This is a genomic window from Streptomyces lomondensis (genome assembly GCF_014651035.1).
Taxonomy (GTDB): Bacteria; Actinomycetota; Actinomycetes; order Streptomycetales; family Streptomycetaceae; genus Streptomyces; species Streptomyces lomondensis.
In genome coordinates this window covers 1,644,597-1,656,708 of record NZ_BMWC01000001.1, presented here as the reverse complement: position 1 = coordinate 1,656,708, position 12,112 = coordinate 1,644,597, and the positions used below count along the sequence as shown (strand labels likewise).

Here is a 12,112-nt window from a genome sequence, read left to right as displayed (position 1 = left end):
GCCCCGGGGGTGGCCCCACGCCCCGCGAGGCGGGGCTCAGCGGGCCGCCTCGTCCTCCACCGTGCGGTCGCGGCCCGCCAGGAAGCCGACCGCCATCTGCGGGACCATCAGGGCGCTCATCAGCGCGATCGGCAGGCCCCAGCCCCCGCTGTGCTGGTAGAGGACGCCCACCAGGAGCGGCCCCGGGATGGAGATCAGATAGCCGGTGCTCTGCGCGAACGCCGACAGCTGGGCGACGCCCGGCCCGGTCCTGGCCCGCATGCCGACCATGGTGAGGGCGAGCGGGAAGGCGCAGTTGGCGACGCCGAGCAGCACGGCCCAGGCCCAGGCGCCGGCGGCCGGGGCGAGGTACAGCCCGGCGTAGCCGGCGAGGCCGCACACGCCCAGGGCGAGCACGATCGGGCCCTGGTGGGGCAGCCGCGTGGCCAGGCGCGGTATGACGAAGGCCAGGGGCACGCCCATGACCATGGTGACAGCCAGCAGCAGCCCGGCGGTGCCGGCGGGCACACCGGCGTCCCGGAAGATCTGCGCCATCCAGCCCATGGTGATGTAGGCGGCGGTGGCCTGGAGGCCGAAGAAGACGGCCAGGGCCCAGGCGGTACGGCTGCGGGTGATCCGCAGCTTCGGCGTCTCCGCGCGCGCGGGTTCCGTCCGCACGGAGTCCTGCGTCCCTGTCGCGGCTCGCCTGTCGGGCGCGGGCCCGTCGCCGTCCCGCTGCCTCGCCCCGGGCGCCGTCAGGCGTCCTCGTACGAACGGCAGCCACGGCAGCACCGCCGCCACGGCGAGCCCCGCCCACAGGGCCAGGCCCGACTGCCAGCTCCCGCCGAGGGCGTCGGTCAGGGGCACCGTCACGGCGGCCGCGAGCGAGGTGCCCAGGGCGAGCGCCATCGAGTACAGGCCGGTCATGGAACCGACGCGGTCGGGGAACCAGTGCTTGACGATGACCGGCATCAGGACGTTGCTGACCGCGATGCCCATCAGGGCGAGGGCGCTGGCGGCCAGGAAGCCCGCCGTGCTTCCGGTGTACGGCCGCAGCAGCAGGCCGGTGGCGATGGCGGCCATGCCGGCGCAGACCACGGCGCCCGCGCCGAAGCGGCGGGCGAGCCGCGGGGCCGTGACGCCGAAGACGGCGAAGCACAGCGGCGGCACGGAGGTGAGCAGGCCGGCCACGCTGCCGCTCATGCCGAGCCCGTCGCGGACCTCCTCCAGGAGGGCGCCGAGGCTGGTGATGGCGGGGCGGAGGTTCAGCGCGGACAGCACGATGCCGAGGACGAGCAGCCGCATCGTCCACGCGCGCGTGGACGTGCCGCCCGGTTCCCGGGCGGCGGGCGCGGCCGAGCTGCGTGCGGTCGGGGGCGTCATCGTCCGGGTTTCCTCACTAGCCATGAGGGCCATCATAGAATCATAGGATGATTGACTGTCCACTCCCCGGCTGCCCTCCGGCGCCCCGATCGTGGGAAGGTGAGCCATGCCCCTGAGCCATCCCCGTCGTTCGGCGCTGTCCGAGCAGGTCATCGCCGCACTGCGGGCCCAGATCACCTCGGGCGAGTGGCCGGTCGGCTCCCGTATCCCGACCGAGCCGGAGCTGGTCGAGCAGCTCGGTGTCGCCCGCAACACGGTCCGTGAGGCCGTCCGCGCGCTCTCGCACAACGGCCTGCTGGACATCCGCCAGGGCTCCGGCACGTACGTCGTGGCGACGAGCGAGCTGGCGGGCGTGATGCAGCGGCGGTTCGCCGAGGCCGACCCGCGGCACATCGCCGAGCTGCGCTCCACGCTCGAGTCGGCCGCCGCCCGGCTGGCCGCCGAGCGGCGCACGGAGAAGGACCTCAAGCAGCTCGACGCGCTGCTGCTGCGGCGTGAGGAGGCCTGGGAGTCAGGTGACGCGGAGGCGTTCGTGACCGCGGACGCGACCTTCCACCTGGCCGTGGTGTCCGCCTCCCACAACGACGTGATGACCGCCATGTACGCGGACCTGGGCGAGGTGCTGCGGGACTGGCTGCGCGAGGACGTCGGGGAGGAGCTGACGCCGGAGACGTACATGGACCACGGGCGGCTGCTCGACGCGATCCGCGCGGGCGACGCGGCGCAGGCGGCGGCGGAGGCCGCCCGCTATCCGTTCCTGTGCCGCCTGGGCGGGATCAGCTCCCCCGCCGGTGACTGATCCACACGTCGCCGACTTCCTTCCAGCAGCGCCCGGCCAGCCGCACGGTCTGCGCGGGCCCGGCCTCGATCGGGGAGCTGTCGGTGTCGATGTCCCACCAGCGGGCGCACTCGACGTGCAGGCTCACGCGGTCGGGCTCCGGATAGGGGTTGTGGCAGTACGCGGTCACCTTCGAGCCGGTGACGCGGATCCGGCACGCGGCGCCGAACGGCGCCGCCGACTCCTGCTCGTCGGCGGGCACGCGCGCGTGGGGCACCGCCTCGTACGCCAGGGTCATCACGAGAGCGACGGCGAGGGACAGTGAGGCCGTTCGGCGGGACAAGCGCACAAGGGGACCTCCTCGGCCGTGCTGGGGAGGGGCTCGCGTGGTGAACGCGTACTCCAGAGTGCCCAGTTGCGGCCCTCCCCCGCCCGGCCGGATGGGCCGAACGGGTGACGCCCCGCTCCCCGCGCACTGCGGGAAACGGGGCGTCGACGGCGTACGGCAGCGGTGTCGGGAGGATCAGGCGCCGATGGCGTGCAGACCGCCGTCCACGTGGATGATCTCGCCCGTGGTCTTGGGGAACCAGTCGCTCAGCAGCGCGACGATGCCGCGGCCGGCCGGCTCGGGGTCCTTCAGGTCCCACTCCAGCGGGGAGCGGCTGTCCCACACGGAGGCCAGCTCGCCGAAGCCCGGGATGGACTTGGCGGCCATGGAGCCGATCGGGCCGGCCGAGATCAGGTTGCAGCGGATGTTCTGCTTGCCCAGGTCGCGGGCGAGGTAGCGGCTGGTGGCCTCCAGGGCGGCCTTGGCCGGGCCCATCCAGTCGTACTGGGGCCAGGCGTACTGCGCGTCGAAGGTGAGGCCGACGACCGAGCCGCCGTTCTGCATCAGCGGCAGGCAGGCCGTGGTGAGCGACTTCAGGGAGTACGCCGAGACGTGCATGGCCGTGGCGACCGACTCGAACGGCGTGTTGAGGAAGTTGCCGCCGAGGGCGTCCTGCGGGGCGAAGCCGATGGAGTGCACGACGCCGTCGAGGCCGCCGAGCTCCTCGCCGACGATGTCGGCCAGGCGCCCCAGGTGCTCGTCGTTGGTCACGTCGAGCTCGATGACCTTGGTGGGCTTGGGCAGCTTCTTCGCGATGCGCTCGGTCAGCGTGGGCCGCGGGAACGCGGTGAGGATGATCTCGGCGCCCTGCTCCTGGGCCAGCTTGGCGGCGTGGAAGGCGATGGAGGACTCCATCAGCACACCGGTGATCAGGACGCGCTTGCCCTCGAGAATTCCGCTCATGGTGATCAGTGACCCATTCCCAGTCCGCCGTCAACGGGGATGACGGCTCCAGTGATGTACGAGGCGTCGTCCGAGGCGAGGAACCGCACCGCCGCGGCGATCTCCTCCGGCTGCGCGTACCGGCCGAGCGGCACCTGCTGCACGATGCCGGCGCGCTGCTCGTCGGTGAGCACCTTGGTCATGTCGGTGTCGACGAAGCCGGGTGCGACGACGTTGAAGGTGATGTTGCGCGAGCCCAGTTCCCGGGCGAGGGAGCGTGCGAAGCCGACCAGGGCGGCCTTGGAGGCGGCGTAGTTGGCCTGCCCCGGCGAGCCGTACAGGCCCACGACCGACGAGATGAGGACGACGCGGCCCTTCTTGGCGCGCAGCATGCCGCGGTTGGCGCGCTTGACGACGCGGAAGGTGCCGGTGAGGTTCGTGTCGATGACCGAGGTGAAGTCCTCCTCGGACATGCGCATCAGGAGCTGGTCCTTGGTGATGCCGGCGTTGGCGACGAGGACCTCGACGGGGCCGTGGTTCTCCTCGATCTCCTTGTAGGCCTGCTCCACCTGCTCGGCGTCGGTGATGTCGCACTTGACGGCGAGGAAGCCGGCCGGCGGCTCACCCGAGCGGTACGTGATGGCGACCTTGTCGCCGGCATCGGCGAAAGCGCGGGCGATGGCGAGGCCGATGCCCCGGTTGCCTCCGGTGACGAGAACCGAGCGGCTCAACGGATCACCCTTTCGGTAGCGGTCTGATACCCCGCCCGGGCGCCTGGACGACAGGCGGCGATGACAGGCGGCTTCCCCGAAAACCTATCGGTCCGGGCACGCCCGCGGACAATCGGGCACCGACAGTGGCGTACGGGACTCACTGTCGGGTCCCTACAGAAACGCGCGGTCATCGGTTCGGAAACTCGTGGCCCGGGCGCGGGACGAGGCGACATGATCGGAGCAGTCACAAGTACGGCAACCACGGTCACCTCGACAGAAAGAGACGGCGGTGCCTCATACCATCGACGAGGCCTTCACGGCCCTCCCCCTACGCGCCCTCGCCGACGCGGCCCTCGCACGCGCGCGTGCGCTGGGTGCCGAGCACGCGGACTTCCGGTTCGAGCGGGTGCGCAACGCCTCCTGGCGGTTCCGGGACGCCAAGCCCGCCGGGTCGTCGGACACCACCGACCTCGGGTACGCGGTGCGGGTGGTGCACGGCGGCACCTGGGGGTTCGCGTCCGGCGTGGACCTCTCCCTGGACGCCGCCGCCCGGGTCGCCGGGCAGGCGGTGGCGATGGCGAAGCTGTCCGCGCAGGTGATCAAGGCCGCCGGGTCGGACGAGCGGGTGGAACTGGCCGACGAGCCGGTGCACGCCGACAAGACCTGGATCTCGTCGTACGAGATCGATCCGTTCACCGTGCCCGACGAGGAGAAGGCCGGGCTGATCGCCGAGTGGAGCGCGCGGCTGCTGGCGGCCGACGGGGTCGACCACGTGGACGCCTCGCTGCTCACCGTCCATGAGAACAAGTTCTACGCCGACACGGCCGGGACCGTGACCACGCAGCAGCGGGTGCGGCTGCACCCGGTGTTCAACGCCGTGTCGGTGGACGAGTCCAGCGGCGAGTTCGACTCGATGCGCACGCTCGCGCCGCCGGCCGGACGCGGCTGGGAGTACCTGCGGGGCACCGGCTGGGACTGGGAGGGCGAGCTGGAGCGGATCCCGGAGCTGCTCGCCGAGAAGATGCGCGCCCCGAGCGTCGAGCCGGGCCTGTACGACCTGGTCGTCGACCCGTCCAACCTGTGGCTGACCATCCACGAGTCCATCGGGCACGCCACCGAGCTCGACCGGGCGCTGGGTTACGAGGCCGCCTACGCCGGTACCTCCTTCGCCACCTTCGACCAGCTGGGCAAGCTGCGCTACGGCTCGGAGCTGATGAACGTCACCGGCGACCGCACCGCCGAGCACGGGCTCGCCACGATCGGGTACGACGACGAGGGCGTCGAGGCGCAGTCGTGGGACCTGGTGAAGGACGGCACGCTCGTCGGCTACCAGCTGGACCGGCGGATCGCCCGGCTGACCGGCTTCGAGCGGTCCAACGGGTGCGCGTACGCCGACTCCCCCGGGCATGTGCCGGTGCAGCGCATGGCCAACGTGTCGCTGCGGCCGGACCCGGCCGGGATGTCGACCGAGGATCTGATCGGCGGCGTGGAGCGGGGCATCTACGTCGTCGGCGACCGGTCCTGGTCGATCGACATGCAGCGCTACAACTTCCAGTTCACCGGGCAGCGCTTCTACCGGATCGAGAACGGGCGGCTGGCCGGGCAGCTGCGGGACGTGGCCTACCAGGCGACGACCACCGACTTCTGGGGCTCGATGGCCGCGGTGGGCGGACCGCAGACGTACGTCCTGGGCGGCGCCTTCAACTGCGGCAAGGCCCAGCCGGGCCAGGTGGCGGCCGTGTCGCACGGCTGCCCGTCGGCCCTCTTCAAGGGCGTCAACATCCTCAACACCACGCAGGAGGCCGGTCGATGAGCCCGCGTACCACCAAGCCGCACGAGGTCGTCGAGCGTGCCCTGGAACTGTCCCGGGCGGACGGCTGTGTCGTCATCGCCGACGAGCAGTCCACCGCCAATCTGCGCTGGGCGGGCAACGCCCTGACCACGAACGGCGTGACGCGCGGGCGCACGCTCACCGTGATCGCCACGGTCGACGGCAAGGAGGGCACGGCCTCGGGGGTCGTGTCACGGTCGGCGGTGACCGCCGACGAGCTGGAGCCCCTGGTGCGTGCCGCCGAGGCCGCGGCGCGCGGCGCCGCTCCCGCCGAGGACGCGCAGCCCCTGTTCACGGGCGTGGACCGGTCGCCGGAGTTCACGGAGGCGCCCGCCGAGACGTCCTCGGCGGTGTTCGCCGACTTCGCGCCGGCGCTCGGCGAGGCCTTCGCACGCGCGCGTGCGGGCGGCCGCGAGCTGTACGGCTTCGCCAACCACGAGCTGGTGTCGTCGTACGTGGGGACGTCCACGGGGCTGCGGCTGCGTCACGACCAGCCGAACGGGACGCTGGAGATGAACGCGAAGTCGCCGGACCGGACGCGCTCCGCGTGGGCCGGGCGTTCCACCCGGGACTTCAAGGACGTCGATCCGGCGGCGCTGGACGCGGAGCTGGCCGTGCGCCTCGGGTGGGCCGAGCGGCGACTGGAGCTGCCCGCCGGCCGGTACGAGACGCTGCTGCCGCCGACGGCCGTGGCGGACCTGCTGATCTACCAGATGTGGTCGGCGTCGGGCCGGGACGCGGTGGAGGGCCGCACGGTGTTCTCCAAGCCGGGCGGGGGCACGCGGGTCGGCGAGAAGCTGACCGACCTGCCGCTGACCCTGCGCAGCGACCCGAACGAGCCGGGTCTGGAGTCGGCGCCCTTCGTGATCGCGCACTCCTCCGGGGGCGACCAGTCGGTGTTCGACAACGGTCTGCCGCTGAAGGCCACCGAGTGGATGCGCGAGGGCGAGCTGGCGCACCTGACGACCAGCCGCCACAGCGCGGGCCTGACGGGGCTGCCCGTGGCGCCGGGCATCGAGAACCTGATCCTGGACGGGGGCGAGGACCGCTCCCTGGAGGAGATGGTCGCGAGCACCGAGCGGGGGCTGCTGCTGACCTGCCTGTGGTACATCCGCGAGGTCGACCCGGCGACGCTGCTGCTGACGGGACTGACCCGGGACGGTGTGTACCTCGTCGAGAACGGCGAGGTGACCGGCGAGGTGAACAACTTCCGGTTCAACGAGTCGCCGGTGGGCGTGCTCGGCCGGGCCGCGGAGGCCGGGCGGACGGAAAAGACGCTGCCCAGGGAATGGAGCGACTGGTTCACCAGGGCTGCGATGCCGGCCCTGCGGGTGCCGGACTTCAATATGAGCTCTGTCAGCCAGGGCGTATAACCTCGTACCTGATTACCAGCCCACTCAAGGAGATACGAGAACCGTGACGGACATCGTCGACGAGCTGAAGTGGCGCGGGCTGTTCGCCCTGTCCACTGACGAGGACGCTTTGCGCAAGGCGCTCGCGGACGGTCCCGTCACGTTCTATTGCGGTTTCGACCCGACGGCACCGTCGTTGCACGTGGGGCACCTGGTGCAGGTGCTCACCGTGCGCCGGCTCCAGCAGGCCGGTCACCGGCCGCTGGCCCTGGTCGGCGGCGCCACGGGCCTGATCGGCGACCCGCGCCCGACGGCGGAGCGCACGCTGAACGACCCGGAGACGGTCGGCGGCTGGGTCGACAAGCTGCGCGCCCAGATCGAGCCGTTCCTGGACTTCGAGGGCGAGAACGCGGCCGTCATGGTCAACAACCTCGACTGGACGGCGAACCTCTCCGCGATCGAGTTCCTCCGGGACATCGGCAAGCACTTCCGCGTCAACAAGATGCTGACGAAGGACTCCGTGGCCCGGCGCCTGGAGTCCTCCGAGGGCATCAGCTACACGGAGTTCAGCTACCAGATCCTCCAGGGCATGGACTTCCTCCAGCTCTACCGGCGCTACGGCTGCACGCTCCAGCAGGGCGGCAGCGACCAGTGGGGCAACCTCACGGCGGGCCTGGACCTGATCCACCGGCTGGAGCCGGACGCCGCGGTCCACGCGCTGGCGACGCCGCTGATGACCAAGGCGGACGGCACCAAGTTCGGCAAGACCGAGGGCGGCGCCGTCTGGCTCGACCCGGAGATGACGACGCCGTACGCGTTCTACCAGTTCTGGCTGAACGTGGACGACCGGGACATCTCGAAGTACATGCGCATCCTGTCCTTCCGCTCCCGCGAGGAGCTGGAGGAGCTGGAGCGGCAGACGGAGGAGCGCCCGCAGGCCCGGGCGGCGCAGCGCGCGCTGGCCGAGGAGCTGACGACGCTGGTGCACGGCGCCGACCAGACGGCCGCCGTGATCGCCGCGTCCAAGGCACTCTTCGGGCAGGGCGAGCTGGCGGAGCTCGACGAGAGGACGCTGGCCGCGGCCCTGTCGGAGGTGCCGCACATCCAGGTCGCCGAGCTCGGTCCGGTCGTCGACCTGTTCGCCGAGGTCGGCCTGGTGGCCAGCAAGTCGGCCGCGCGCCGCACGGTCAAGGAGGGCGGCGCGTACGTGAACAACGTCAAGGTCGCCGGCGAGGACGCCGTCCCCGCCAAGGAGGACCTGCTGCACGGCCGCTGGCTGGTGCTGCGCCGGGGCAAGAAGAACCTGGCGGCGGTCGAGGTCACGAGCGGCTGAGCGTGCGGGGGAAGGGGGCGGTCTCCGGTGCCGGAGGCCGCTCCCTTCGCCGTGTACCCCGTTGACCCTGCGCTAGTTCGCCGTTATGCCCGGCGCCTGCCTCCCCGGACCGCCGTGTAGGCCCTGTCACCGATGGCGACGAGGACCACCGCGGCCAGGAGCTGGAAGACATGCCGCCACCAGTCGATGCCCGATGTGGCGTCGACACCGGCCGCCCGCGCGAGGGCGTTGCCGCCGATGGCGCCGAGCATGCCCAGAATGACGGTCAGCCACAGCGGGACGTGCTGCTTGCCCGGAATGATCGCCTTGGCGAGCAGGCCGAGCACCAGTCCCACGATGATCGCCCACAACCAGCCCATCGCTGCCTCCTCGTACGGCTCGACGTGAGCACTACAGCCAGTGTCGGCCCAGGTGCCCTACGCCGCATGCCGACGCGCGCCGTACGCGCTACGGCGCAGCGGGTTCGCCCTGGCGGGAGAGGCCCCGGTCTCGTAGCCGGCGCAGCCGCGGCGTAACGTGGAAGCTGTCCTGGTCAGGTTCCCCGGCCGGCCGGGGACGGCTACGGGGCGGGGAGAGTCCGATACGGGCGGATGGTGGAATGCGATGCGGAAGCAGCATGGCGGCGGCAACGTCCAGGTTTTCCGGATCACCGGCGCCCGGGCGGGACTCCAGGAGGACGTACGCGGGCGGCAGCGCCGGTACGTGATCTCGATGACGATCCGCACGATCTCCGTGATCCTCGCGGCCACGCTGTGGAACGTCGAACGGCACGTGGCCATCGTGGCGTTGGTGCTCGGACTGGTCCTGCCGTACATCGCGGTGGTGATCGCGAACGCCGGGCGCGAGAACGCGCCGTCTCTGCCGTCGACGTTCGTGGCGCCGCCGGTGCGCCCGATGATCGAGCCGGCGGCGACGCAGGACGGGCCGGCGGAATCCGTCGCGGAAGAAGCCGTGTCCGGGCCGGTGCCGGGTGCGCGGACCGAGCCGCACGAGCGGTAGGGACGCCCGGGGCGATCACAAACGGAAGCCATCTTCCCGCCAAGCTCAAGAAAAGCTCAGATCAATCATGTTGTTCCGGTGCCGGGGCCGGGGTTACCCGTGACATACTTCGTACGCGCTCCGCATCCCCCGTCGGAGCGACGGACCGACGCCGGGCAGCTCCCCCCGTGGCTGCTCGGCGTCGCCTTTTCTGTGTGCAGTGGTGAGACGAAGCAGTGAGTGACGAGACGCCGATCTGTTCCGCGAAGGGCTGCCGAGCCGACGCCGTGTGGGTCCTCGCCTGGAACAACCCGAAGATCCATACGCCGGAGCGGCGCAAGACGTGGCTGGCCTGTGAGGGGCATCGCGAGCATCTGTCGCAGTTCCTCGGCGTGCGGGGGTTCTTGAAGGACGTGGTTCTCCTGAAGGAGTGGGAGTCCGCTCACGGCTCGGCGTAGCCCAGGTGTATGATCCAGGTTTTGCCGAACAGCAGCCGGTAGGACGACCATGACTGAGTTGGACACCATCGCAAACCCGTCCGATCCCGCGGTGCAGCGGATCATCGATGTCACCAAGCCTTCGCGATCCAACGTAAAGACCACGTTGATCGAGGACGTCGAGCCCCTCATGCATTCCATCGCGGCCGGGGTGGATTTCATCGAGGTCTACGGCAGTGACAGCAGTCCTTTTCCATCGGATTTGCTGGATCTGTGCCGGCGGCAGAACATTCCGGTCCGCCTCATCGACTCGTCGATCGTCAATCAGTTGTTCAAGGGCGAGCGGAAGGCCAGGACGTTCGGCATCGCCCGCGTCCCCCGCCCGGCCAGGTTCAGCGATATCGCAGGCCGGAGCGGGGACGTCGTCGTTCTCGACGGGGTGAAGATCGTCGGGAACATCGGCGCGATCGTACGGACGTCGCTCGCGCTCGGAGCGTCGGGGATCATCCTGGTCGACAGTGACATCACCAGCATCGCGGACCGGCGTCTGCAGAGGGCCAGCCGGGGTTACGTCTTCTCGCTTCCCGTCGTCCTCTCCGGTCGCGAGGAGGCCCTTGACTTCATTCGGGACAGCGGTATGCGGCTGATGACGCTCAAGGCGGACGGCGATATTTCCGTGAAGGAACTGGGAGACAGTCCGGATCGGCTGGCCTTGTTGTTCGGCAGCGAAAAGGGCGGGCCTTCCGATCTGTTCGAGAAAGCATCTTCCGCCTCGGTTTCGATCCCCATGATGAGCTCGACCGAGTCTCTCAACGTGTCCGTTTCCCTCGGAATCGCGCTGCACGAGAGGATCGACAGGAATCTCGCGGCCAGCCGATGATCACCTCACACGGCGGCGATCACCACTGACACATCGAGGCGTCCTCCGGCCGACACGCCGGCCTGCTCAGCCGCCGATCGCCGACATGGGACGGTCGGGCTGGACGAACGACGGGTCGTCCAGGCCCGCGCCCGCCTTCTTGCCCCACATCGCCAGGCGCCAGATGCGGGCGATCTCCTCGTCGGGGGCGCCGGAGCGGAGCGCGGCGCGCAGGTCCGTCTCCTCCTGGGCGAACAGGCACGTGCGTATCTGGCCGTCGGCCGTGAGGCGGGTGCGGTCGCAGGCCGCGCAGAAGGGGCGGGTGACGGAGGCGATCACGCCCACCACATGCGGGCCGCCGTCGACCAGCCAGCGCTCCGCCGGGGCCGAGCCGCGCTTCTCCTCGCCCTCGGGGGTGAGGTCGAAGCGCGTACGCAGGGAGGCCAGGATGTCGCCCGCGGTGATCATGCCGTCGCGCTTCCAGCCGTGCTGGGCGTCCAGCGGCATCTGCTCGATGAAGCGCAGCTCGTAGTCGTGCTCCACGGCCCAGGCGAGGAGGTCGGGGGCCTCGTCGTCGTTGAGCCCCGGCATCAGGACGGAGTTGACCTTGACCGGGGTGAGGCCGGCGTCGCGGGCGGCGTGCAGGCCCTCGATGACGTCCTTGTGGCGGTCGCGGCGGGTGAGGGTCTTGAAGACGTCCGGGCGGAGGGTGTCGAGGGAGACGTTGACCCGGTCCAGGCCGGCCGCCTTCAGGGCCGCTGCCGTGCGCTTCAGGCCGATGCCGTTGGTGGTGAGGGACATCTGAGGGCGGGGGTCCAGGGCCGCGACGCGCTCCACTATGCCGACCAGGCCGGGGCGCAGCAGGGGCTCGCCGCCGGTGAAGCGGACCTCCTCGATCCCCAGGGACGTGACCGTGATGTCGATCAGGCGGACGATCTCGTCGTCCGTGAGCAGGTCCGGCTTGGCCAGCCACTGCAGGCCCTCCTCGGGCATGCAGTAGGCGCAGCGCAGATTGCACCGGTCGGTCAGCGAGACCCTCAGGTCGGTGGCCACTCGGCCGTAGGTGTCGATGAGCACGTGGGCCCCCTCCCTCGACGCGGATCGTGCCCGGAGCACTTCTTCTCCGACACCTGTGAGCCTACGTGACCCCACTGACAACTCGACAGGCCCGATCCCACGACGTGGAACGCGGCCGCGCC

Annotated in this window: 13 protein-coding genes; 7 read left to right on the top strand and 6 right to left on the bottom strand. The window is 70.7% G+C overall.

Annotated elements, in window-relative coordinates; translation table 11 throughout:
- Window positions 1-36: 36 nt before the first annotated feature.
- Complete coding sequence (locus tag IE255_RS07265) at window positions 37-1,398, bottom strand: CynX/NimT family MFS transporter (protein ID WP_190049268.1); 1,362 nt, start codon at window positions 1,396-1,398, stop codon at window positions 37-39.
- A gap of 70 nt (window positions 1,399-1,468) precedes the next feature.
- Here IE255_RS07265 and IE255_RS07260 point away from each other — a divergent pair, with 70 nt between their 5' ends.
- Complete coding sequence (locus IE255_RS07260; RefSeq protein ID WP_190049267.1) at window positions 1,469-2,161, top strand: FadR/GntR family transcriptional regulator; 693 nt, start codon at window positions 1,469-1,471, stop codon at window positions 2,159-2,161.
- Here the strand turns inward: IE255_RS07260 and IE255_RS07255 are convergent.
- The 3 genes from IE255_RS07255 to fabG all read right to left on the bottom strand — a co-directional run bounded on the left by IE255_RS07255 (window position 2,139) and on the right by fabG (window position 4,141).
- The gene (locus IE255_RS07255) at window positions 2,139-2,489 is read right to left on the bottom strand and encodes a hypothetical protein (RefSeq protein WP_190049266.1); all 351 of its coding nucleotides are present in this window, start codon (window positions 2,487-2,489) and stop codon (window positions 2,139-2,141) included. The genes IE255_RS07260 and IE255_RS07255 overlap by 23 nt on opposite strands.
- Before the next feature lie 174 nt (window positions 2,490-2,663).
- The gene (gene fabI / locus IE255_RS07250) at window positions 2,664-3,431 is read right to left on the bottom strand and encodes an enoyl-ACP reductase FabI (RefSeq protein ID WP_190049265.1); all 768 of its coding nucleotides are present in this window, start codon (window positions 3,429-3,431) and stop codon (window positions 2,664-2,666) included.
- 5 nt (window positions 3,432-3,436) lie between these two features.
- Window positions 3,437-4,141, bottom strand: a complete 705-nt coding sequence (fabG, locus tag IE255_RS07245) for a 3-oxoacyl-[acyl-carrier-protein] reductase (RefSeq protein ID WP_190049264.1) — start codon at window positions 4,139-4,141, stop codon at window positions 3,437-3,439.
- Window positions 4,142-4,412: 271 nt separating this feature from the next.
- On the opposite strand from fabG, the gene IE255_RS07240 reads away from it, so the two are divergent.
- Genes IE255_RS07240 through tyrS form a run of 3 tightly spaced genes read left to right on the top strand, consistent with a single transcriptional unit; the run spans window position 4,413 to window position 8,639 of the window.
- Entirely contained in the window at window positions 4,413-5,936 is a 1,524-nt protein-coding gene (locus tag IE255_RS07240; protein ID WP_190049263.1) for a TldD/PmbA family protein, read from the top strand.
- Entirely contained in the window at window positions 5,933-7,327 is a 1,395-nt protein-coding gene (locus tag IE255_RS07235; RefSeq protein WP_190049262.1) for a metallopeptidase TldD-related protein, read from the top strand. Before IE255_RS07240 ends, IE255_RS07235 begins: the two co-directional genes overlap by 4 nt.
- A 43-nt stretch (window positions 7,328-7,370) precedes the next feature.
- Complete coding sequence (tyrS, locus tag IE255_RS07230) at window positions 7,371-8,639, top strand: tyrosine--tRNA ligase (RefSeq protein WP_190049261.1); 1,269 nt, start codon at window positions 7,371-7,373, stop codon at window positions 8,637-8,639.
- An 83-nt stretch (window positions 8,640-8,722) separates the two neighbouring features.
- On the opposite strand, the gene IE255_RS07225 is transcribed toward tyrS, so the two are convergent.
- Window positions 8,723-8,998, bottom strand: a complete 276-nt coding sequence (locus tag IE255_RS07225) for a GlsB/YeaQ/YmgE family stress response membrane protein (RefSeq protein ID WP_190049260.1) — start codon at window positions 8,996-8,998, stop codon at window positions 8,723-8,725.
- Between the two features lie 244 nt (window positions 8,999-9,242).
- On the opposite strand from IE255_RS07225, the gene IE255_RS07220 reads away from it, so the two are divergent.
- From IE255_RS07220 to nshR, 3 genes are all read left to right on the top strand, one after another.
- Window positions 9,243-9,638, top strand: a complete 396-nt coding sequence (locus IE255_RS07220) for a DUF3099 domain-containing protein (RefSeq protein ID WP_190049259.1) — start codon at window positions 9,243-9,245, stop codon at window positions 9,636-9,638.
- A gap of 215 nt (window positions 9,639-9,853) precedes the next feature.
- Window positions 9,854-10,075, top strand: a complete 222-nt coding sequence (locus IE255_RS07215; protein ID WP_190049258.1) for a hypothetical protein — start codon at window positions 9,854-9,856, stop codon at window positions 10,073-10,075.
- 49 nt (window positions 10,076-10,124) lie between these two features.
- Entirely contained in the window at window positions 10,125-10,934 is an 810-nt protein-coding gene (nshR, locus tag IE255_RS07210; RefSeq protein ID WP_190049257.1) for an NshR/TsnR family 23S rRNA methyltransferase, read from the top strand.
- Between the two features lie 66 nt (window positions 10,935-11,000).
- Here nshR and moaA read toward each other — a convergent pair whose 3' ends face one another.
- Window positions 11,001-11,990, bottom strand: a complete 990-nt coding sequence (gene moaA, locus IE255_RS07205) for a GTP 3',8-cyclase MoaA (protein WP_229906297.1) — start codon at window positions 11,988-11,990, stop codon at window positions 11,001-11,003.
- Window positions 11,991-12,112 lie beyond the last annotated feature (122 nt).

Coding starts and splice junctions, on each gene's coding strand:
- nshR (WP_190049257.1), top strand. CDS start 10,125: ATGACTGAGTTGGACACCATCGCAAACCCGTCCGATCCCGCGGTGCAG.
- fabI (WP_190049265.1), bottom strand. CDS start 3,431: ATGAGCGGAATTCTCGAGGGCAAGCGCGTCCTGATCACCGGTGTGCTG.
- IE255_RS07260 (WP_190049267.1), top strand. CDS start 1,469: ATGCCCCTGAGCCATCCCCGTCGTTCGGCGCTGTCCGAGCAGGTCATC.
- IE255_RS07220 (WP_190049259.1), top strand. CDS start 9,243: ATGCGGAAGCAGCATGGCGGCGGCAACGTCCAGGTTTTCCGGATCACC.
- IE255_RS07265 (WP_190049268.1), bottom strand. CDS start 1,398: ATGATGGCCCTCATGGCTAGTGAGGAAACCCGGACGATGACGCCCCCG.
- IE255_RS07225 (WP_190049260.1), bottom strand. CDS start 8,998: ATGGGCTGGTTGTGGGCGATCATCGTGGGACTGGTGCTCGGCCTGCTC.
- IE255_RS07235 (WP_190049262.1), top strand. CDS start 5,933: ATGAGCCCGCGTACCACCAAGCCGCACGAGGTCGTCGAGCGTGCCCTG.